The organism is Candidatus Yanofskybacteria bacterium, assembly GCA_003514055.1.
Taxonomy (GTDB): Bacteria; Patescibacteriota; Minisyncoccia; order 2-02-FULL-40-12; family GWA2-44-9; genus UBA12115.
Window position 1 is genome coordinate 139,331 of sequence record DOSG01000002.1, and the last position, 20,137, is coordinate 159,467.

The following is a 20,137-nucleotide window of genomic DNA, read 5'->3' on the forward strand; positions in this document are numbered from 1 at the left end:
GTAAAGAGCCAGATTCGACCGTAACTATTGGAGGAGTGTAATAGAAGTATGACCTTATGCCACGGTAGAGGGCCTGGTAGTATCCTTGCCAGAAACAGAACATGACTACTATTAATGCGAAAGCTAGCCACCCTGATAATCTTTTGTTCTCGTCGGTCATCGCCTTATCCTTGCTTTTTTGTGAAGTATTCTTGGCTAAGTATCAATCTTTTATTTGTAAATTGCAAGTCCATCTGCTAAAATTAATGCTAGTAAATTAATCTAAAAAAGTATGGATGAAATAAATAATAATTTGCCAATTGGGAATGACAGCGGGGCGTCACTCAAGGATATTCCACCCAAGCCATTTTGGGATGGAATTAGCCCGAACACAATGATAATCTCCGGTGCGATTGTCATCGCTGGATTACTAATAGGTCTAGCAGTAATTTATTCGAATGGTGGATTCAAGGGGCTTCTTGACGATAGTGGCCAAGCTGCAGAATTGCCTTCGTCGGCTAGCTTAATTGATGATGACACTATACTTGGCGAAAAAAAGGCTAAACTAACGATTGTTGAGTTTAGTGATTTTCAGTGTCCTTATTGCAGAAAATTCTGGCAAGATACTCTTCCTCAGATTAAGAAAGAATATATAGACACTGGCAAAGTAAATTTCGTATACAGAGATTATCCATTATCTATACATCCTATGGCCAATCCGTCGGCCGAGGCAACTGAATGTGCCGATGAGCAGGGTAAGTATTGGCAGATGAACGATAAGATATTCGCGGAACAAGTCAAAAAAGGTGAAGGTACAGTTCAGTATACTCTTAATGAAATTAAGAAATGGGCTGGCGAGATAGGCTTAGATACTAAAACATTTAACTCGTGCTTAGATACGCGCAAATTCAAGAATGAAATTGCCAAAGACTTGAGTGACGGCACCGCTCAGGGGGTAGAAGGCACGCCAGCATTCTTCATAGGCTCGCAAGTAATGTCCGGAGCTTATCCATTCGCACAATTCAAGATGATCATCGATGAGGAATTGGCTAAAGTAAAGTAGCCGCTCCGCCTCAAGCCTACGACTCGACCGATAGTTGTCCGCCTCCTGCGGGCGTCCACTGTCTACACTCTCGGCCCTCGGAAGATCCTATCCTTTATTAACTCTGATAGAGAATAATGATTCAGCCCTCGGGCCTGCGAGAGTTCTCGCTGTAGGCTTGGGCCTTCGTTTAATTAACAATGCTAAGACTTGGGATGTGGATTTCGAGAGGCCCGCGCAGGCTCGACTACGCCGTCTCGGAGGGATGGTGCTTTAGCCCATCCTCCAAGTCTCTGTAGGGAGAGGGTGATTTTTCAACAGAAAAATACAGCCCGTACTCGAGAAAGCCATATTCCAAGTCGGTCAAGCATAACGACATGAGAGAGAAGGCTTTAAAATTGTTGAATGAGAAAATAGTGAATACTAACATGAAGAAGCACTCACTAGCCGTGGGTGCTATTATGTTTGCCTTAGCTGAACATTTCGGCGAGAATGAACAGGATTGGGAGGTGGCTGGAATATTGCACGATATTGATTACGAGGAGACAAATAAGGAATTGGATAAGCACTCAATCTTAGGATCTAAATATGTTGAGGAGGCGGGTTTTTCGAAAGAGATTGCTCGCGCAGTTTTAACTCATAATGTTATGCACGGTATCCCAGCCGAGACTAGATTCGAGAAAGCACTGGTGGCCGCGGATCCGATGTCGGGCCTTATCACTGCCGCGGCACTAGTCCTGCCATCTAAAAAATTGGCTGACGTCAAATCAGAGAGTATAGTCAATCGTTTCCATGAAAAGAGTTTTGCCAAGGGTGCGAATCGTGACTGTATTAGGGTTTGTGAGCAGATCGACTTATCGTTGGAAAAATTCGCAGAGATCTCCCTTGTAGCCATGCAATCTATCTCAGATCAGCTAGGTTTGTAGATGGATATCGAGGCATTTGCTATTTTGGCGAGAAGTATGTTATAATAGGTTTACAGTAGGTTTTCTCGATAGTCTCTCTAAGTTTCTTAGCGGGGGCGCGGGAGGTCGTCCTACAAATAAATAGATATATTTGCGCAAAGATGAGTGGCTAATTATATGCCACGCGTTGATCTCGCAGATAAAATATAAGTGGCTAAGAAATTATATATAGGGAATCTTTCCTATAACACCAACGATGCTCAGCTCAGAGACTTTTTTGCTCAGGCTGGTACCGTTGAATCAGCATCTGTCCTTATGGACAAGATGACTGGCCGATCCAGAGGTTTTGGATTCGTTGAGATGGCTAGTGACGAAGAGGCTGCCAAGGCTGTTGAGACTCTCAATGGCGTGGAACTCGACGGCAGAAAGCTTGTCGTAAACGAAGCTAGACCGATGACCGACAAACCCCCAAGGCGCAGTTTCGGTGGAGGCATGGGTGGCGGAAACCGAGGCGGTGGCAGAGGTTTTGGCGGAGGCAGAGACTACTAATCGTTGTCTTTAGAAACACCGGCCCGAAAGGGCCGGTGTTTTGTTTTTATAAACGAATCGCATATAATAGTCCCAGACCTTTGAAAGGGGTAAGGAAGTGGCAGACGTCACCGTTGTGGTTGGACCAATGCGATCTGGTAAGTCTGAAGAGATCATTGGCGAAGCCAATAAATATCTAATTGCTGGGATGAAAGTTCTCGTTGTTAAGCCCGCGATTGATAAGAGAACTACCGGCGCCATAGCCTCTAGAAAGTGGGATGGCGGGAAGCCCGTTTTAACGAAAGAATTGTCGGCCATGGAGGTAAAAGACGAGGAGCATTTGAGAAGCTTGATTAGAAGATATAATCCCGAGATTATAATCGCGGATGAATGCCAGTTTTTTGATAGTTGGTTTTATGATGTAATGCTCTATGCGGCTAAATATTTGGATATTCCGGTTTGGCTGTCGGGTCTGGACCTAGATGCTTGGAAAAGGCCATTCCTAATCATGCCTAACTTGCTAGCATTGGCAGACGTCGTGATTAAAAAGACCGCCGTTTGTTCGAAGTGTCGTCATCTCGGTGCACGCTTTACTCAAAAATTATCGGGGACATCTTCGCAAATTGAAGTTGGGGATGTTCAGTATGAGCCAAGGTGCGAGAAGTGCCACGTCTTGCCATCGGTATAGGTGCGCTAGAGACACCTATCCATTAGTCTCAACTCAAGAATGAATTGATTGAGTGTTAGGAAGTACCCAGTTGCGAAGCGCGATTGGGTACTTTTTTAATATGTAATATTATGTAGAATAGTCGTATGCAGTTATTCAAGTTTCCGAAAAACGATAAGAGATATCATTGGACTAATCACGTTATGCGCAAGATGCTTTATTATGGCTTAACGCCGGATAAGGTTAAGAGAATAATGCGCAATCCCAAAAGGAGCGAGAACGGCATTGCCGAAGACACGATTGCCGTGATGCAGCCATCGGGCAGTAAGACTAAGCCAACGGAGATCTGGGCCATGTATGCTAGTCGGCCAAAGTCTCAACAGAAAGTTATAATCACGGCTTGGCGTTATCCAGGCATAAGCCCAGTCCGAGATGAAATTCCCATCCCAAGTGATATACTTGAAGAATTAAGAGCTGAGGGAATAATATAATGAAAATTGGATGTCATGTATCAATCGCGGGAGGAATACAAAATGCGCCGAAGAGGGCGGCGGATTTGGGGTGCGAGATTCTCCAGTTATTTACGCGCTCACCGCAGGGCGGCGCGGCACCTGAGTTAACAGAAGAACTAATCTCGGAATTTAAATCTGAGACGAAGAAATGGAATCAAGAAAATTATTATATTCATACGCCATACTACATTAACTTTGCTTCAGTCAAGGAAAACGTTAGAAAAGCTTCTGTGCGTGTTGTTCGAGAGGAGCTTGAGAGAGGTTCTTTAATTGGTGCCAAATATGTAATGACTCATTTGGGTAGCGCTAAGGATTATAAAAACAAAGGAGAGGCTCTTGATGTAGTAGTCAAAAGTATCAAAGAGATTGTTGATGGCTACAGAGGGAAGACAGTTTTTTTACTTGAGATATCAGCCGGAGCGGGCGATACGATTGGTAGTACATTCGAAGATTTAGGATACATTCTCGATAATACGAGTGATAAGATTGGCATATGTCTTGATTCGGCTCACATGTTTGCATCGGGATACGATATCAAATCCAAAGATGGTTTTGAAGCGGTCATGGGGAAAATAAAAAATACAGTTGGCTTAGAGAAAATAAAATTAATCCATGCCAACGATTCGATGGTTGGCTTAGGCGAGAAAAAAGATCGTCATGAGCATATAGGTAAGGGCGAGATCGGGGAGGAGGGATTTGTAAGTTTGATGGCGCAATTTCCAGAAGTCGATATGATATTGGAGACCGATCATGATGGCGTCGAGGATGATATTAAAAAGCTGAAGAAGCTCAGAGGCTATTAGCGTGTTAAGAATATCAATTTTTCGAGTACGGGCTGTATTTCTCTACTGAGAAATCGCCCTCTCTCTACAGAGACTTGGAGGATGGGCTAAAGCACCATCCCTCCGAGACGGCGCCGTCGCGCCTGCGCGGGCCTCTCAAAATTAACATTCTTAACTGCTCATGTTACAATCACATTAGGTCGAGTTTTCATAATTAAAATAACAAAAATAAAAATACATGGATTTATTTGCTAATTTAATGGAAGCTGGCAAAGGAGTAGGATGGGAGAAGGGCGTAGGAGTCGCCTTCTTGCCGCTTATCGGTGTCATTTTCGTGATCGCAGTTGCGTGGTCACTGTTCTGGAAGGGTACGGCTCTTTGGAAAGCCGCTAGAGAACAGCACAAAGTTTGGTTCGTTGTGCTTCTCTTAGTCAACACTCTCGGCATCTTGGACATATTGTACATATACGTCTTTTCTAAGATGAAAAAGGTAGCTTAGTCTTTATATTAGAGCAGAATACCCTAAAGCCGCCTTCAAGGCGGCTTTAGGGTATTCTTGACGCATTAGCGAAAAAGTGTTAATTTGTTGTCGCAAATCGCTACTTGAAAATGAGGTGGCGCATGACAGAAGTCCTATCGGTAGTTGGCTCTATTTGGCAATGGTTGGCTCATGTGCCAGGAATTTGGAGCTCAATATTCTTTGGATTGGCCGGTTTCTCTATCGTGAATAGCATAGTCGGAGTTGCTAAAAGATCGGCTAGGATAATTACATTTGGTTTTTTTGATGACTATGACTATGATGATAGCTGGGTGGGATTCGTCGTTGTTTCGTTCTTCTATCTTATGGCTATGCTCCTGATTTCAGGTATTACGCAAGCGCCTCCATCGGGTAATTCCGCGGATATCGCTTTCCCAGGATTTGATCGTGACGTCGGATTCAAGATGATACTCAACGGTGCTTTGATTTATGCGTCGGGGTGGGCTGTCTATGGGCTTGGAAAGTTGGCAAAATTTTCAGTAAAATCAGTCTTTGGACAGATCAGGAGATTGCTCAGGTTTGTTCGACGAGATTTCACCGCCAACATCGCGAATTACAAGCAATACCGCGCCGAGGCTAAGAGCAAGAGAATGCACGAACCGAAAGAGGTTGTCAAAGTATGCCAGGACGCCTTAGATGAGGCGCTGGCAATTCTCAAAAAGCAAGACATCGATTCGTTTGATTTCAAATCTCGAATGACGAGCCTTCTCAATCTCCTGAAGGGGATGCTCGAAATCAGGGAGCTGATGGTTGCATTCGAGCAGAAGAACGGATCCAGCCACGAAGATCTTATCAGAAGCGCGGATGCGTTATATGCCGAGACGAACGTAAGGGAATACGCTGAGCCTTTGATTCAGGAATTGATCAATGAGTTCGGCGACCTCAAGAGTGCTAGAAAGAAAGTGGAGGCACAAATCGAGGCGATTGTTGCAGTGTTCAAAGTATTTCCGGCCTCTGCCATTATTGAGGCTGTCCATACGAGATTCAGTCAGATGGATCGAGAGGGGAAGATTCAGGACGAACTCGAGGTTCTCGTTGGTGGGGCGTCCGTTGAATCCCAGCTTCTGAAAGACGTCCAATCTGGGAAACTGAACGAAAGAGTTAGGCTGGCGGCGGCACAGAGATCGCAAGCCTCTGCGAAGTCAGCTTGACGTCTGCACTGATAAGTAATATAATATAGAGATAGTCAGTATGCGCATGAAGCGCGGAAAGAGAGGCCCTATGGCTCGCAAGCGTGATGTTCGTGTTCGGAAGCACCTTCATCGGATTTCCAGCGGCGACGGTCTGCGCGGCAACAGCTGGGCACGGCGGCAGGCGGCGCGGCGACACAATCGCCGCGGCAAGGGCGAGAAGAGCGGCTACACGATGTAGTCGTGGGTACCAGGTGAGACCCCCTCCTCGGGGTCTCACCTGGTCAGCCCCATCATTGGCGACACAAGTCCCGATGGTGGGGCTTTTATAATTAGCAAAAAGGCAGTATTTTGACGGCCCGGGTCGCCTTTACAAAATCCTCGGAATTTGGTATAATATAGATACAGGGTTAGTGTCGTTATCTGGTAACTCGATTCGCGCCCATGTGGCGCTAGGGAGACGAAACGATGAAGAGCAATAAGGGATTCACGGTGATCGAGTTGCTACTCGTCATCGCGATGATCGGCGTGGTCGCTGCTGCCTTGCTTTCGTATCGGTTGTATTCGGCGGGTGGGGTGAGCGAGCAGACTGTCGGTGACGAGGTCAGGTTCATCGACGAAGGCGATCAGTATGATTTCGAAGGCAAGGTCTTCGAAGTGATCCCTCTCGTCGGAGAACACAAGATCGTCGGACTGAAAGTCCGACGCGACAGGGATGGCTTCATGTTCGGGGCAGTTGGCGCTGTCGATGACGTGAGGGCGGGGGATGCGGTCTTCTGTCAGAACTTCGGTCAGGCGGATCGAATTGGTCGCGCAATTATTCGTGTCTGCCACAAGATCCCGGTCCAGTAGTTCGTTCCGCGGCTTTCAAGGAGAAGGATATGGCACATTCACTGGAGCCTCGACGTCCGATGATAGAAGCAATCGAGCTTCTGAGGGCAGAGGCTCGATTGCTTCTGCAGTGGGCTCGTGAGAGCGAAGATGGCGGATGGTCAACTTATCAAGTCGAACCGATGCGTCGGCGAGCAAGATTCTTGATCGGCAAAGCCGAAGAGCTGGCTCGAGTGAATATTCGTCTGAGTGGCGACTGATCGTCGAGAATCAGTCCAGCCTAGCCTCGGTACGAGAGAGCGTCCTGCTCGCATCTCGTGCCGGGGCGTTTTTTATTTTAATGAGACTAAGGTGAGGCTAATCATTTGCGAGACAATCCGGAGGCGTCTCGGAGGGATGGCGCTTTAGCCCATCCTCTAAGTCTCTGTAGCGGGCAGGTGTCCCACCTAGTGGGACGAGCGAGCCGAGGAAATTAGCAAGAAAATCTCGCTGGGATTTTCTCGCATGTCGAGCAGGTGATTAGCTAAGCCTAGCGAGCGTCTTGTCTTTAAATTCTGAGAACCTGCCCTTAGAAATTGATTTACGAATGTCTTCAAGAAGTTTATTGAAAAACCACATGTTATGCATCAGGCACCAGCGCTGGCCAACTGCATTTTTTTCGCGGACAGGGCTTTTGATTAATTCTCTAATCTGAGCTCGAGTAACTTTCGAGCAGGTAAAGCAGCCACAACCTTTTTCGATAATTTTTTTATCACCATTGTATTTGCCTTTGCGAATGTCGATATAGCCAGTTTTAATATAGAGCTTGCCGTGACGAGCTTCGCGGGTAGGAATGACGCAGTCGAAAGTATCGACGCCGTTTTCAACAGCTTCGAATATATCGGCGATTTTACCAACACCCAAGAGGTGTCTAGGTTTTTCTTCTGGCAAATAGGGGATAACCCATTTTAGTATTTCCGAGATCTGTTTTTTAGTGTATGAGCCACCGATGCCAAAACCCTCAAAGGGAAGGGAGCCAATATATTTGGCACTCTTCTGTCTAAGTTTTGGATAGATGCCACCCTGAACTATGCCGAATAGGGCTTGTTTGTTTTTTTTATCTTTTTGGTTCTTGGCATGTTCTTTCAGGCAGATATGGGCCCACTTGTTAGTTAGCTCAACCGCTTTCTTATTATAGGCGAAATTATCGTGTGGTGATGTGATATGGTCAAAGGCGAAGATGATATCCGCGCCGATCTTTCTTTGGAGATCCATCGAGAGTTTGGGGCCAAGGAATAATTTTTTATCGTTGTACCAAAAATAAACACCCTTCTCGGTGATTTTTATTTTTGTACGTTCATTGGACATGTCGGTTTTAATGTCGTCGGACATGAATTTACTAACCTTATTCTTATCACCGAAAGCTAGGGACAATACCTGGAAACCACCGCTATCGGTCATGATTGGCACTTGCCAGCTGGCAGATTGGCCGAAGGATTTGTGAATGAAACCTTCCTTAAGTTTATTCTTAGTCGCCTTTTCCCAAAGATGAAAAGTATTAGCAATGATAAGCTGAAGGTTGGTCGCCTTGAGATCTACAGGCTTTAGGTGGCGGAAACTGCCATAAGTGCCAACAAAAACATAAGACGGCGTATTAACTACGCCGTGAGGCGTAGTTAATACGCCTAGTCTAGCCTTGGTTTTATCGTCGGTCTTTATGACTTTAAACATGGCGCTTAGTATAGCTTATTTGCGAGTAAATCACCATATGATAATGCGTAATCTGATAATGTGGATAATTCTTTTCGTCTTGTGGTATAATGCATGGGTTCAATTAAATAAAAACAAATGGCGAAGATAAAAATATACTCGACACCGTCCTGCGCTTATTGTCATATGGCTAAGGAATATTTTAAAAGTAAGGGTTTGGAATACGAAGAATTTGATGTAATGAGCGACATAGTCAAGAGACAGGAGATGATTGATAAGACCGGGCAAATGGGTGTACCAGTAATAGATATAGACAACAAATTAATCATTGGCTTCGATCGCTCCAAGATCGACGAGATGCTAGGATAGTCAAGAAGAGCAAAGCCGAGCATGGATATGACTTTCTCGAGTACGGGTTGTATTTCTCTCCTGAGAAATCACCCTCTCGCTACAGAGACTTGGAGGATGGGCTAAAGCACCATCCCTCCGAGACGGCGCCGTCTCGCCTGCGCGGGCCTCTTGAAAATCACATCCACGCCCGACCGACCTCCAATATTAAGATGCCGAAGAAAGAAATAAAACAATTAGAATATGCCGCAGATACTCTGCGGGGGATATCTCAAAAGACCGTGGAGATTCATCATGGCAAGTTGTATGCCGGCTATGTGAATAAATCCAATGAAATAAAGGAGAAGCTGGGCGAGCTTAGAAAAAGTGGCAAGGCCGATGGTAATCAGACATTTTCGGAATTGAGAGGGTTAAAGGTTGCCGAAGGTTTCGCCAATAATGGCGTCTATTTACACGAAAACTATTTCCATATTTTGGGCGGCGATGGTAAACCGAAGGGGGAGATTGTAGAGAATTTAGTTGGTAGATATGGATCAATTGATGAGTTTAAAAAATATTTATCAGCGTGTGGCATGGCCGCAAGGGGCTGGGCCATATTGGCTTGGGATATGCACGAAAGAGAGTTAAGAATCTTTACTTGCGATGCTCAGAACCATGGTGGTATCTGGGGTGCAGTTCCAATCATAGCGCTAGATGTTTATGAGCATTCTTATTTCATAGATACGGGCTCAGATAGGCAGGCATATATAAATTACTTTTTTGATAACCTAAACTGGGACAAGATCGAAGAAATATATCAAAAAGCGAAAGAATATACGCTGGACTAGCGATGTATGTGGATATTATATGAAGCTAGCTTGCCGTCGAGGGAAGCGGCAATTACTCGAATAGATTTAAACTAAAAAGAGCTGGATAGGCTCTTTTTAGTTTGCTTGTTTCTATTCCCAACTTGGGAGCCAGATGTGACTCTCGTAAATTGTCCTACTCATTGACAACCCGTAAGTGAGGGGACTGAAATATACAAATGAGACTACGCACAAAGCAATAACGGCTATAATTAATTTTCGGGGAGATTCATTGTCTAGCGTGTAGGCGAGAGCTAGGATCGCAAAAATTATTGCCGAAAGATAGTGATACAGAAACATAACTCTACCGATGAATATAAATGGAAGAAAATTGATCGCAAAGGCACCGATGAGGAGTAACTCTTTTTTCCTATCTCTTACTATTGTCTTTGAGTTGGTGATCGCGTGTTGTGCGGTTCGAAGTATTAATGCCAGCATTGTCATGGTTGATAGCCACCAAATGATCGGATTGCCCATGAAATATATCCTGGCTTCACTAGATACCCAGTAATATATGGGCCGAATTAAGAATGGCCAGGTATACCATTTACTGCTGTACGAGTGACTAGAGGCAAGTGTCTTATTGGCTGTGTACATCCTATAATTTAACTCAGAAAACTTTCCTATCATGGTGGGCTTCTTAACCTGCGGATCATCATAACCTGCATCGCCTAGCAATGTTTTTTGGAATTCTGGGCTCATGAAGGCGTCACCATCACCCGATTTATTCAGAAGCGAGAAGTGGATAGCAAAGACTGAGAAATATATTAGGAAGGGGATGAAAAGCAGAAACACTAAATTTTTAGCCACCAATACAAAGGGCGCCTTTATACAAAGGCGCCCTTTGTATTTCTTTAGAAGCATTATTAATTCAAGGATAGCTATTATGGCCAAAAAAGTTAGCCCGGTCCACTTAATTGAGATCGCGAATGCCGCGAAGATTCCTGCCAAGAATAAATTTATCGACTTATTGTGGTTACGATATCTGAAATAGAATAGTAATGAAGAGAATCCAAACAAGAGGAGAAAAGCATCCATTAATACAAATCGAGATTGAGTGATTATTCCATTCTCAAAAACCAGAAGAAGGCCAGCCAGTAGCGCCGCTCGTCTTGAAAAGCCTATCTCTAGGGCTAGAAAGAATAGAATCAACGGTAGCAAGGCTCCAGCCAGAGACGGCAAGAATCTGAGCGCCATATATCTATTATCTTGAAATTTCTCACCAATTTGGGAAAAGCTATATTCTGGGCTGAAGCCGGCGAGCTTGCCGAAACCGGCTATAATTAATTTTCCAAGAGGTGGATGAATGTCGAAATAATATTCATGGGTGTAGTATGCCGACACAAACTTGCCGAAGTGGACTTCATCAAAAACTGTTTGGCTTGGGTGCCCAAAGAATATAAAACGAGTAGCAACGCTAAGGCTTAAGATTGTGAGAATTAGCCATTTATTGCTCATTATGATTATGATATACTAAAATACAAAGCATATAAAGTTTCGATTGAGAAGTATTAATTTATTTATATGATTCATGATTTAATTATTATCGGTGGGTCGGCGGCTGGTATTACGTCTGGTATCTATGCGGCGCGACGCGGCTTGAAGTTTAAGCTAATAGCTAAAGACCTTGGTGGCGAAGTGGCTACATCTGGGGAGATTGGCAATTGGCCGGGTATGCCCAAGACTGATGGTATAGAGCTAGCGAGATTATTTAAAGAGCATCTAGCATCTTATGGCTCTGAGATTGGAGAAGGTGTTTACGTTAAGAAAATAACTAAAGCCGATGATGGGACTTTTTCATTAGAGATAGATAGCGACCAGATTAAAGCTAAGGCAGTCATTATATCTACGGGTGTCCATCCAAGGGAGCTTAATGTCCCGGGTGAAAAAGATTTCAGAGGGAGGGGCGTCACCTATTGTACGACTTGCGACGGGCCGCTATTCGGCGGGAAGGTCGTGGCAACAATTGGAGGCGGCAATGCGGCCATGGAGTCTGGATTAATGATGTCGGATATCGCCAGTAAGGTTTATGTAATAAATAAGAACGTAAGCTTTAAGGGCGAACAGGTTCTCATAGAAAATTTAGCCAAGAGATCCAACGTTGAGATTATTTACGAAGCTTTGACCACGGAGATTGTGGGTGATAAGTTTGTTAATGGGATTAGATATAAAGACAAGAATGGAAATACTATAGATCTTGTCGTCGAGGGGGTCTTCGTTCATATTGGACAGATTCCGAACTCATCGCTTGCTCCTGATGATGTTGAGAAGGATGCTTATGGGCAGATCAAGGTCAACGCTAGATGCGAAACCAATGTGCCTGGGATATTTGCCGCTGGAGACGTCACGAATGTGGCTTATAAGCAGATTGTTATTGCTTGCGGGCAGGGCTGTATTGCAGCATTATCAGCAGTTGAGTATCTTAACCGCTTAGTAACTGAGAAATGAATCAGATTGGGGTGTGGCTTTCGAGAGGCCCTCGCAGACGCGACGGCGCCGAGAGAGAGGGTGATTTCTCAGTAGAGAAATACAACCCGTACTCGAGAAAGTCATGCTCTAATCTGATGAAGACATGATTTATATTGGAGCAGATCACAGAGGATTCGAGTTTAAGGAAAAAATTAAAACTTGGTTAACCGAGAATGAATTTGATTATGAGGACGTGGGCGCATTTGAGTTAAATCTAGATGACAGTTTTGTAGATTTCGCAGAGCTGGTTGCTGAGAAAATTGTGAATTTTGATGACCGTGGAATTATTATTTGCGGATCTGGGGTGGGAGTAGACGTTGTAGCTAACAGGCATGAGAATGTCAGATCTGGTCTAGCGATTGATGTGGACCAAATACGATCAGCTAGAGAAGATGATGATATTAACATTTTGGCCTTAGCGGCTGACCATACTCCGGAGGTGGAGATTCTTGATATTGTTTCAACTTTTTTAAACACAGACTTTTCTTCTGAAGAAAAATACCACGATCGAGTCAGTCAATTGAATACTATACATGATTGAGATCATCCCATCGATAATAGCCAAGTCGTTTGATCAGCTAGAAGGCTTTATCCGTAAATACGAGCCATTCTTTAATCGCGTGAGCATAGACATATCTGATGGAAACTTCACGCCAACCAGGACCATAAGTGGATATGAAGAAATCCCCAGAATCGAAACTGATCTCAGCTTTGATGTCCATTTGATGGTATCTATGCCTGGCGAAACGATAAAGCAGTGGCTAGAGACGAAAGTTGATAGATATTTTATTCATTTGGAGAACGGTTTGCCAACTTGTGAAAAAATGATCGGGTATATACATGAAGCCGGTAAGCAAGTTGGGGTCGTAGTTAACCCTACGACTGCAATCGATAGATTATCGGAAGTGATCGACAAAGTAGACTATGTGCAATTGATGACGGTTGATCCTGGTTTCTACGGTAATAAATTTCTAGATCAAGTGGTAGACAACATTAGGGAAGTAAAAAAAATATATCCGAATAAAACAATCGCGGTTGACGGCGGAGTTAATTTGGGCAATATAGAGAAGTTAGTCAAAGCGGGAGTCTCGATATTTATCATGGGAACTTATTTTTTAAAGAGTGAAGATATCAAAAAATCTCTAGACGATTTAAATAAATCAATAAATAATACTCTATATGCATGACGTTGTTGTCATAGGCTCAGCCACTAAAGATGTCTTTCTAGACGTGAAGAAAATAAAACCTACCAAGAGTGACGAGTTCACGACTGGTCAGGCGCTGTGTTTCGGATTTGGGTCAAAGATAGCTATCGATAGTATGATTTTCACTTCTGGTGGAGGTGGCACTAATGCCGCAACTACTTTTGCTCGCCAAGGATTTAAGACGGCCTGCGTCAGCGTGATCGGAAATGATTTCAATGGCCAGGAGCTACTGGACGAATTGAATAGGGAGAATATCGATACTGAATATTTTCAGAAACATGATGACGATCATACTGCTTATTCTGTTATTTTGGTTTCAGAAGGTGGCGAAAGGACGATATTGTCATACAAGGGTGAGGGCCAGCATTTTGATGTGGATAAAATAGATTTCAATCTTCTCGATACTAAATGGTTGTCGCTAAATAGTCTGGGTGGGCACTTCGATTTATTTAAAAAAAGTATTGATTGGGCTGTATCTAGGGGCATTAGCGTAGCGATGAATCCGGGCACCAAAGAACTGGCCCTGGGACTAGAAGTGATTAAGCCTCTGCTGAAGAACTGTAGAATCATATCCATGGATCAAGAAGAGGCCGCCAATTTAACGGGAATACCATTTAGCGACGAGAGGAAGCTATTTAATTTTATGGACGAAATCATAGATGGCATATTTATAATGACGAAAGGTCCGGGCGGAGTCTCCGTCTCTGATGGTAAGAATATATATTCTGCTGGGATTCCAGATTCTCCGGTAATTGAAAGAACTGGTGCCGGAGATGCTTTTTTCTCTGGGTTTGTGTCGGAGTATATAAGATCTAGCGACATACCTAGGGCCATACAGCTTGGCACTGCCAACGCCACGGCAGTCGTTCAGCATTACGGTGGTAAAGAGGGGATCTTGAGAATTGGTGATACGGGTAAATTCGATCTGGTTGATGTCAAAGTTGAAATAAAATAAAAATAAATGGACTCATACGACAAATTATCAAAGATTTTAAGGACGCCACCACAGGTACTATCCGACTTAGATCAGAGAATGACAGCGTTGACCGGTAAGGCCGGAATCATTGATAAAATAATTAACGAGAATGAGACCCTAGTCGAGAGAACGCTTAATGAGCTTGGGCTACACAAAGATTCTGAAGCGGAAGTGGTCTATAAGGTCTTGATGGAAAGATTAATGCACCTCGATCAGCATCTTTTTAAACTATTAGACGAGCCTGATTTATCTAAGCCAGAAGAAGCGGATGTTAAATTAACTAAGGCGGCACTCAATTTATTCACGCCACCAAAGGGCTTCTTCATAAAGAAAGAGAAGGCCGTTGAGCTATTGGACAAATTTAAGCCCGATAAATTACTCAGTTACTTCGGACACGCTACGGTGGCTCAGCTGCTGGCCAAAGAGGATTTTGCTTCCGTAGTTAGCTCATTAAGATTCACTCAAAGTACGGAGTGGATGCATAATTTCTTTGATGTGGCCTATGGCGAATTGACGCCTGAAGATTTTGAAGAGAGGGAAGTGGATATAAAAATTCTAGGCGGGGAATGGTTAAAAGTCGCAAATAGCTTCCTTGAGAAAAAATATCACAACCTTAGCCACTTAAAAGAATTTGGTATTATCTTCGTGATTCCCTTGCCAATAGACACTCCAGGAGAAACGACAAGAATGTTTACGTTGCTACTTCATTATTTACACGAGGTACCGTTTTACTCAGATCTCTTTCGTGGCTATGCTAAGGACCAAGATTTTATAAATAAATTTAAGTCTTTACTTAGGGGTGATATTTCGCCAGATCCAGTGCCTAGTACTGGCCATATAAACTGGCGTATCGTTCAAAGATATCTAGCGAAAGATAACGAGCTAGACTTTAGATTATTTGAGCCGCACGTCAATCCAGAAGCGGAGCATTGGTTCAAGGTTGGTCATGATTTAGGCGGACTTAGCGTCGAAGGCGGAGGAATGAATATGGGCTATTGGCACGGTCTTGATTTCGTGAGTTCATACTTCAAAGATGGCGCTAGCGAGCGCCTTGTGAGCTTTGAGCTCATAGATTCGGTGATGTCCTTGGTTAAAAAGGGTGAGGTCAAATACTCATATCATCAGCAAGAAGCTTTGTGGAATAAAATATTTATTGATTATATGGGCCGAGATAAGCTTAACGAATTAGTCAATAAGAATATCACTAACGGATTCATTGAACTATAGAGGAAAGTGAGCATGAGCTTTCCTAGGACACAATATGGAGAATTTAAATTATTATTTAAAACGGGCGAGGGAGAAGGGCCAAGCTATCGGCCATTTTAACTTTGTCACCGAGGATGTTCTCAAGACAATTATACTTGGAGCCAAGGAATCTGGAGCTGAAGCCGTGATGGTGGGTACATCTGAGGGGGAAGCCAATTTTATCGGCTTGAGAGAGGCTGTAGCCATGGTCGGGGCGCTTAGAATTGATCTTGAGTTCCCAGTGTTTCTGAACGCAGATCATTTTAAAAGCTTCGAAAAATGCAGAGAAGCCATGGATGCCGGATACGACTCCATAATTATGGATGGCTCTCATCTTTCTAACTCTGACAATATTGATGTAACTAAGAAAGTTGTCGATTATGCCAAATCTTTAAATATGGCCATAACGGTTGAAGGCGAGATAGGATACATGAAAGGCTCATCTCAAGTCCAAGATAAAATTGAGATAAGTCCAGCAGATTTTACCAAGCCAGAAGAGGCTAAAGACTTCGTAGAGAAAACAGGAGTAGACAGGCTAGCCATTGTTTTCGGGAATATTCATGGAATAGTGACTCAGCAAGAAGAGAGGCTCGACATTGCTCATCTAAAAAACATTATTAGCGCAATGCCGAGTGTCTTTTATGTTTTGCATGGCGCGTCTGGTCTTGATGATGACGATATCAGAGCTGCGATAGAAGCTGGTATATCAAATATTCATTTTAATACCGAATTGCGAGTGGCCTATAAGGAGGGTATAGATGACGCCATACATGCCCAGCCGGGAGAAGTGACTCCATATAAATATCTTGCCGCCGCCGACGAAGAAGTCAAAAAAGTGGTGATGGCTAAAACTAAATTATTTCTTGGCCTATAGGCCATTGATTTAGCCAGGGTTGTGTGTTATTATCTATAGGCTAATTTTTATACATATATAAATAGGAAATATGAAACACGTAAAAGACAAAATCGAATTATCAGCTCAGAAAAGAGAAGTTACTGGAGCTAAGGTCAGCCAGCTCAGAAAAGAAGGTTTGGTTCCGGGCGTTCTTTATGGCAGGGGACAGGAATCAATTTCCTTGCAGGTTCCAATCAAAGATTTCAACAGGACTCTTAAATTGGCTGGAGAATCGACCTTGGTTTATTTGACCCTCGAAGGCAAGTCCTATCCAACCATTATCAATGATGTTGTTATTGATCCAATCAAAGATACGGTTGTACATGCAGATTTTTATAAAGTTAATTTAGATGAAAAAATTAAAGCCATGGTGCCGGTTGAGTTTGAGGGGGAGTCAGCCGCTGTAAAAGATCTGGGTGGAATATTAGTCAAGAATATCAGCGAAATCGAGGTCGAAGCTTTACCTCAAGACTTACCACACGAGATTAAAATCGACATATCGAGTATGGTTAATATCGGAGATCATCTAGCCGTAGGTGATATCAAGGTGGATGCCGGTGTTAAGATAATCGCTAATATGGAAGATACGATCGCCATAGTCCAAGCTCCGAAGACTGAGGAACAACTTGAAAAAGAATTAGAACAGACAACTGTATCAGTCGAGGACGTTGAGGAAATAAAGAGAGAGAAGGCTGACGAGACCGAAGAAGGAGCAGAGGCGACGGAAGCTAAAGAATAACTATAACTAGAAACATAAAACCCCCGNNCGGGGGTTTTATGTTTCTAGTTATTCTTCTTATTATACTTCTCCCATTCGGCCAATTGGCCCGTGGTCAGAGATCTAGATTTCTCTATGGCTATGATCATGTCGTCTTTTTGAAACGTTATTCTGTCGCCGATTTGGATTTGCCTATCTTGATATAAATTGGCAAGGTAGGTTTCTATAAAAATTTTCTGACCAATTGATAATTGCTGACCAGGATTGTCTGCTAGATAGGTATCGAGTGCCTGTCTAGCTAGATGGGCTACGCCTTGACCTTTTTGAGCGGTTAATTCAATGGTTGGCTTGGAAATCGCGGCTAGCGTGGCGCCCATCTCTCTATTAGCGAATTCTGAATACTTTCGAGACATGATGTGTATACCAGATAAGACTCCAGCTATGACGAGGATGGGGATTAACGACGAATAGATATTATTCTTGGCCCAATTCTTTAGTATCCCGCCCCAGCCTGGTCTAGGCTGAAAAATTGGACTCTTCAAATCTATTTTAATATTTTGGCTATTCTCCATTTTTCTTTTTTATCTAATGACTTCAGTCTCGACTGTTGAGTCTAGGCGATCCAGGGCTTCGGTTATTTGATCCATGTAGCCATTTAATATCTTGGCTATGTTGCCCCAGCTCTTTTTTATTCTATGATCGGTTATCCTGTCTTGAGGGAAGTTGTATGTTCTTATTTTCTCGGATCTATCGCCACTGCCTATTTGTTTTCTTCGTTCTTCGGTTATATTGCCAGTAGACTCGGCGATTTTAATGGCTAATAGCTTCGTTCTTAATAGGGCCATGGCTTTCTCTCTGTTGCCGTGTTGCGTTCTTTCTTCTCGGCACGAAACGACAATACCACTTGGCTTGTGAAGCACTCTGACGGCTGATTCAACCTTGTTTACATTCTGTCCACCTGGACCACCGGCTCTAGAAAAACTGACTTCTATCTCGTCTGGTCTTATATGTAAATCTGTTTCGCTTGCTTTGGGTAAAACGGCAACTGTAGCTGTCGAGGTGTGGACTCTGCCACTCTTCTCTGTATCTGGCACTCGTTGAACTCTGTGGACGCCAGATTCATTTTTCATCTTCGTAAATACGGCTTGGCCTCTCAATTCAAAAACTACAGACTTAAATCCGCCAACTCCGGTTATGTTTTGATCGAGTAGCTCATATTTCCAGCCCTGGCTAGCCGCGTACTTTTTGTACATATTCAAAAGATCTCCGGCAAAAAGTCCGGCCTCATCTCCTCCTGCACCGGCGCGTATTTCGATGATAGCTTCGTTATTGGGATTGCCTGGCTTGGGCGTCGCTGGTTGCACGTGTTGTCTCCAGTCGTATTGTGTATCTGACATGATGATATATTTATTATAGCGCTAATAAAAAGACCCGTCATCAAGGGTTTGGAATTGTCATTTTTGTAGAACTCGCGCAGGCCCGAGGGCTTGGATCTTCCGAGGGCCGAGCGTGTAGACAGCGAGCCGCCGCAGGAGCGGCTCGACTATCGGTCGGAAAAAATGATAATTCCGAACCGTGTATGGCTATTTGGCTTTCTTCTTTTTCGGCACAGCTGATTTGTGAGTAACCTTTTCAGCTGACTTTTGGGCTGATTTCTCGAGCCTCTTTTTATATTTATCGACTCTTCCTCTGGTGTCAACGATTTTCTCGGTACCGGTATAGAATGGGTGACACTTGGAGCAAATGTTGGTTTCTATTTTTTCCATGGTCGATCCGCCGGTCCATTTGTTGCCACAGGCGCACTTAAATTCAGCGTTTGGGAAATATTTTGGATGTATCTCTTTTCTCATAATAGTTAGTAAATTAGCATACACAGTCTATTACATTATCAGCCGAAAGTCAATCTCGGAGGGAAATTAATGATTCTGAGAGTACGGGTTGTATTTTCTACTGAAAATCACCCTCTTTCTCGCGCCAGTCGCGCTCTGAGAGCCTCTCAGAATCAGCAATTTTCCTCCAGAAACGAAGAACTTGCAAATCTACCGGAATATGATATAATATATATAACTGTCATTTGTCAACTCGATACAGGAGGTGAGTGGTGAGAAAGCTGTCCGTACTTGTCGCGATGATCGTTCTTCTCGTGCCGGCGCTGGCGTCGGCGCAGAGTTACAAACCGACCTTCGGGTCGGTCACGTCTGGCCAGGATGCCCTAGCATCGGGCCTGACTGGTACCATCCAGTTCGAGAATGAGAAGGAGCGAAAGCTGGAGGTGGTGTTCCAGCAGGAACAGGCCTGGGTCCTCTGGGGACCGAAGGTCAAGGTCGGGCCGGCTGAAGTATTCGTGGCTGGATCCGTGGGCTACATGCAGGGTGCGCCTTGGGCGGGACCGCTTGTGTCCGTGGACTTGCCGATTGGCAAGGTTGGCGGCCAGAAGGTCTCCGTGAGCACTTTCCACTGGCCGTGTTTCTTTTTCGGCCAATGGGAGCCGACGGGGTGGCGCTACGACGGAAAGCCGCCCAATCCAGAGGCCATTAAGTACGGATACCTGGGATCGGTCTCGATGAGCATCGGGCCGCTGAGCTTCTCGTACGGAGCTCTCGATTTCCTCGACGATCCCTGGAATGCGATCCCCGGAGTGGCCTACAAGCAGAACGTTACCAAGACCATCTCGGTCTCAGGTAGCGTGTCCAGAAACATCAATACGAAGAGCTGGATGTTCTTGGTCGGCGCCAGTTGGCAGCGACCAGATCCAGAGAAAGAGAAGAAGTAGATTTCATTTGGCCCCGCGGCCACGGATTAGCCTCGCGCTTCCGTAGCGCGGGGCTTTTTT

25 protein-coding genes are annotated in these 20,137 nt (G+C 44.2%); 20 read left to right on the forward strand and 5 right to left on the reverse strand.

Annotated features, from left to right (window positions below; genetic code table 11):
* The first annotated feature begins 271 nt into the window (after positions 1–271).
* The 10 genes from DEG18_01325 to DEG18_01370 all read left to right on the forward strand — a co-directional run bounded on the left by DEG18_01325 (position 272) and on the right by DEG18_01370 (position 7,174).
* A complete protein-coding gene (locus tag DEG18_01325) occupies positions 272–1,042 on the forward strand; it encodes a disulfide bond formation protein DsbA (protein ID HBX58238.1) in 771 nt (256 codons plus the stop codon).
* A 356-nt stretch (positions 1,043–1,398) separates the two neighbouring features.
* A complete protein-coding gene (locus DEG18_01330; GenBank protein HBX58239.1) occupies positions 1,399–1,947 on the forward strand; it encodes a phosphohydrolase in 549 nt (182 codons plus the stop codon).
* A gap of 189 nt (positions 1,948–2,136) precedes the next feature.
* Positions 2,137–2,475: an RNA-binding protein gene (locus DEG18_01335; protein ID HBX58240.1), complete on the forward strand. Its 339-nt coding sequence runs from the start codon at positions 2,137–2,139 to the stop codon at positions 2,473–2,475.
* Positions 2,476–2,572: 97 nt separating this feature from the next.
* Positions 2,573–3,142 (forward strand): thymidine kinase, encoded by a 570-nt coding sequence (locus DEG18_01340; protein ID HBX58241.1) that lies wholly within the window; start codon positions 2,573–2,575, stop codon positions 3,140–3,142.
* A 125-nt stretch (positions 3,143–3,267) separates the two neighbouring features.
* Complete coding sequence (locus DEG18_01345; protein ID HBX58242.1) at positions 3,268–3,612, forward strand: hypothetical protein; 345 nt, start codon at positions 3,268–3,270, stop codon at positions 3,610–3,612.
* Positions 3,612–4,436: a hypothetical protein gene (locus tag DEG18_01350; protein ID HBX58243.1), complete on the forward strand. Its 825-nt coding sequence runs from the start codon at positions 3,612–3,614 to the stop codon at positions 4,434–4,436. Before DEG18_01345 ends, DEG18_01350 begins: the two co-directional genes overlap by 1 nt.
* 289 nt (positions 4,437–4,725) lie before the next feature.
* Positions 4,726–4,914 carry a hypothetical protein gene (locus DEG18_01355; GenBank protein ID HBX58244.1) on the forward strand — a complete coding sequence of 63 codons (189 nt, stop codon included), beginning with the start codon at positions 4,726–4,728 and terminating at the stop codon, positions 4,912–4,914.
* Positions 4,915–5,036: 122 nt separating this feature from the next.
* Complete coding sequence (locus DEG18_01360; GenBank protein ID HBX58245.1) at positions 5,037–6,104, forward strand: hypothetical protein; 1,068 nt, start codon at positions 5,037–5,039, stop codon at positions 6,102–6,104.
* A 447-nt stretch (positions 6,105–6,551) separates the two neighbouring features.
* Entirely contained in the window at positions 6,552–6,935 is a 384-nt protein-coding gene (locus DEG18_01365) for a hypothetical protein (GenBank protein ID HBX58246.1), read from the forward strand.
* A gap of 59 nt (positions 6,936–6,994) precedes the next feature.
* Positions 6,995–7,174: a hypothetical protein gene (locus tag DEG18_01370; GenBank protein ID HBX58247.1), complete on the forward strand. Its 180-nt coding sequence runs from the start codon at positions 6,995–6,997 to the stop codon at positions 7,172–7,174.
* Positions 7,175–7,433: 259 nt separating this feature from the next.
* Here DEG18_01370 and tgt read toward each other — a convergent pair whose 3' ends face one another.
* A complete protein-coding gene (gene tgt, locus DEG18_01375) occupies positions 7,434–8,624 on the reverse strand; it encodes a tRNA guanosine(34) transglycosylase Tgt (protein ID HBX58248.1) in 1,191 nt (396 codons plus the stop codon).
* A 117-nt stretch (positions 8,625–8,741) separates the two neighbouring features.
* Between tgt and DEG18_01380 the strand changes: the two genes are divergently transcribed.
* Positions 8,742–8,972 (forward strand): NrdH-redoxin, encoded by a 231-nt coding sequence (locus DEG18_01380; protein ID HBX58249.1) that lies wholly within the window; start codon positions 8,742–8,744, stop codon positions 8,970–8,972.
* A gap of 191 nt (positions 8,973–9,163) precedes the next feature.
* Entirely contained in the window at positions 9,164–9,778 is a 615-nt protein-coding gene (locus DEG18_01385) for a superoxide dismutase (protein ID HBX58250.1), read from the forward strand.
* Between the two features lie 111 nt (positions 9,779–9,889).
* Here DEG18_01385 and DEG18_01390 read toward each other — a convergent pair whose 3' ends face one another.
* Positions 9,890–11,254 (reverse strand): hypothetical protein, encoded by a 1,365-nt coding sequence (locus DEG18_01390; GenBank protein ID HBX58251.1) that lies wholly within the window; start codon positions 11,252–11,254, stop codon positions 9,890–9,892.
* Positions 11,255–11,320: 66 nt separating this feature from the next.
* Here DEG18_01390 and DEG18_01395 point away from each other — a divergent pair, with 66 nt between their 5' ends.
* From DEG18_01395 to DEG18_01425, 7 genes are all read left to right on the forward strand, one after another.
* Positions 11,321–12,244 carry an alkyl hydroperoxide reductase gene (locus tag DEG18_01395; GenBank protein HBX58252.1) on the forward strand — a complete coding sequence of 308 codons (924 nt, stop codon included), beginning with the start codon at positions 11,321–11,323 and terminating at the stop codon, positions 12,242–12,244.
* A gap of 124 nt (positions 12,245–12,368) precedes the next feature.
* Positions 12,369–12,806: a ribose-5-phosphate isomerase gene (locus DEG18_01400; protein ID HBX58253.1), complete on the forward strand. Its 438-nt coding sequence runs from the start codon at positions 12,369–12,371 to the stop codon at positions 12,804–12,806.
* The gene (locus DEG18_01405) at positions 12,799–13,452 is read left to right on the forward strand and encodes a hypothetical protein (protein HBX58254.1); all 654 of its coding nucleotides are present in this window, start codon (positions 12,799–12,801) and stop codon (positions 13,450–13,452) included. The genes DEG18_01400 and DEG18_01405 overlap by 8 nt, the downstream gene beginning before the upstream one ends.
* Positions 13,445–14,425: a hypothetical protein gene (locus DEG18_01410; GenBank protein ID HBX58255.1), complete on the forward strand. Its 981-nt coding sequence runs from the start codon at positions 13,445–13,447 to the stop codon at positions 14,423–14,425. The genes DEG18_01405 and DEG18_01410 overlap by 8 nt, the downstream gene beginning before the upstream one ends.
* A 6-nt stretch (positions 14,426–14,431) precedes the next feature.
* A complete protein-coding gene (locus tag DEG18_01415) occupies positions 14,432–15,673 on the forward strand; it encodes a hypothetical protein (protein ID HBX58256.1) in 1,242 nt (413 codons plus the stop codon).
* 34 nt (positions 15,674–15,707) lie between these two features.
* Complete coding sequence (locus tag DEG18_01420) at positions 15,708–16,565, forward strand: tagatose-bisphosphate aldolase (GenBank protein HBX58257.1); 858 nt, start codon at positions 15,708–15,710, stop codon at positions 16,563–16,565.
* Between the two features lie 70 nt (positions 16,566–16,635).
* Entirely contained in the window at positions 16,636–17,325 is a 690-nt protein-coding gene (locus DEG18_01425; protein HBX58258.1) for a 50S ribosomal protein L25, read from the forward strand.
* A gap of 44 nt (positions 17,326–17,369) precedes the next feature.
* Here DEG18_01425 and DEG18_01430 read toward each other — a convergent pair whose 3' ends face one another.
* The 3 genes from DEG18_01430 to DEG18_01440 form a co-directional block, all read right to left on the reverse strand.
* Positions 17,370–17,876, reverse strand: a complete 507-nt coding sequence (locus DEG18_01430; GenBank protein ID HBX58259.1) for a hypothetical protein — start codon at positions 17,874–17,876, stop codon at positions 17,370–17,372.
* A 9-nt stretch (positions 17,877–17,885) separates the two neighbouring features.
* Entirely contained in the window at positions 17,886–18,701 is an 816-nt protein-coding gene (locus DEG18_01435) for a peptide chain release factor 1 (GenBank protein ID HBX58260.1), read from the reverse strand.
* A 186-nt stretch (positions 18,702–18,887) separates the two neighbouring features.
* Positions 18,888–19,154, reverse strand: a complete 267-nt coding sequence (locus DEG18_01440) for a 50S ribosomal protein L31 (GenBank protein HBX58261.1) — start codon at positions 19,152–19,154, stop codon at positions 18,888–18,890.
* Positions 19,155–19,432: 278 nt separating this feature from the next.
* Between DEG18_01440 and DEG18_01445 the strand changes: the two genes are divergently transcribed.
* A complete protein-coding gene (locus DEG18_01445) occupies positions 19,433–20,077 on the forward strand; it encodes a hypothetical protein (GenBank protein ID HBX58262.1) in 645 nt (214 codons plus the stop codon).
* Positions 20,078–20,137: the final 60 nt, after the last annotated feature.

Bases quoted from the DNA above. Each gene is read 5' to 3' on its own strand.
- DEG18_01350 (HBX58243.1), top strand. From the start codon at position 3,612: ATGAAAATTGGATGTCATGTATCAATCGCGGGAGGAATACAAAATGCG.
- DEG18_01390 (HBX58251.1), bottom strand. From the start codon at position 11,254: ATGAGCAATAAATGGCTAATTCTCACAATCTTAAGCCTTAGCGTTGCT.
- DEG18_01410 (HBX58255.1), top strand. From the start codon at position 13,445: ATGCATGACGTTGTTGTCATAGGCTCAGCCACTAAAGATGTCTTTCTA.
- DEG18_01330 (HBX58239.1), top strand. From the start codon at position 1,399: ATGAGAGAGAAGGCTTTAAAATTGTTGAATGAGAAAATAGTGAATACT.
- DEG18_01360 (HBX58245.1), top strand. From the start codon at position 5,037: ATGACAGAAGTCCTATCGGTAGTTGGCTCTATTTGGCAATGGTTGGCT.
- DEG18_01370 (HBX58247.1), top strand. From the start codon at position 6,995: ATGATAGAAGCAATCGAGCTTCTGAGGGCAGAGGCTCGATTGCTTCTG.
- DEG18_01415 (HBX58256.1), top strand. From the start codon at position 14,432: ATGGACTCATACGACAAATTATCAAAGATTTTAAGGACGCCACCACAG.
- DEG18_01345 (HBX58242.1), top strand. From the start codon at position 3,268: ATGCAGTTATTCAAGTTTCCGAAAAACGATAAGAGATATCATTGGACT.
- DEG18_01440 (HBX58261.1), bottom strand. From the start codon at position 19,154: ATGAGAAAAGAGATACATCCAAAATATTTCCCAAACGCTGAATTTAAG.
- DEG18_01445 (HBX58262.1), top strand. From the start codon at position 19,433: ATGATCGTTCTTCTCGTGCCGGCGCTGGCGTCGGCGCAGAGTTACAAA.
- DEG18_01435 (HBX58260.1), bottom strand. From the start codon at position 18,701: ATGTCAGATACACAATACGACTGGAGACAACACGTGCAACCAGCGACG.
- DEG18_01430 (HBX58259.1), bottom strand. From the start codon at position 17,876: ATGGAGAATAGCCAAAATATTAAAATAGATTTGAAGAGTCCAATTTTT.
- DEG18_01380 (HBX58249.1), top strand. From the start codon at position 8,742: ATGGCGAAGATAAAAATATACTCGACACCGTCCTGCGCTTATTGTCAT.
- DEG18_01405 (HBX58254.1), top strand. From the start codon at position 12,799: ATGATTGAGATCATCCCATCGATAATAGCCAAGTCGTTTGATCAGCTA.
- DEG18_01325 (HBX58238.1), top strand. From the start codon at position 272: ATGGATGAAATAAATAATAATTTGCCAATTGGGAATGACAGCGGGGCG.
- DEG18_01385 (HBX58250.1), top strand. From the start codon at position 9,164: ATGCCGAAGAAAGAAATAAAACAATTAGAATATGCCGCAGATACTCTG.
- DEG18_01365 (HBX58246.1), top strand. From the start codon at position 6,552: ATGAAGAGCAATAAGGGATTCACGGTGATCGAGTTGCTACTCGTCATC.
- DEG18_01395 (HBX58252.1), top strand. From the start codon at position 11,321: ATGATTCATGATTTAATTATTATCGGTGGGTCGGCGGCTGGTATTACG.
- DEG18_01400 (HBX58253.1), top strand. From the start codon at position 12,369: ATGATTTATATTGGAGCAGATCACAGAGGATTCGAGTTTAAGGAAAAA.
- DEG18_01420 (HBX58257.1), top strand. From the start codon at position 15,708: ATGGAGAATTTAAATTATTATTTAAAACGGGCGAGGGAGAAGGGCCAA.
- DEG18_01425 (HBX58258.1), top strand. From the start codon at position 16,636: ATGAAACACGTAAAAGACAAAATCGAATTATCAGCTCAGAAAAGAGAA.
- tgt (HBX58248.1), bottom strand. From the start codon at position 8,624: ATGTTTAAAGTCATAAAGACCGACGATAAAACCAAGGCTAGACTAGGC.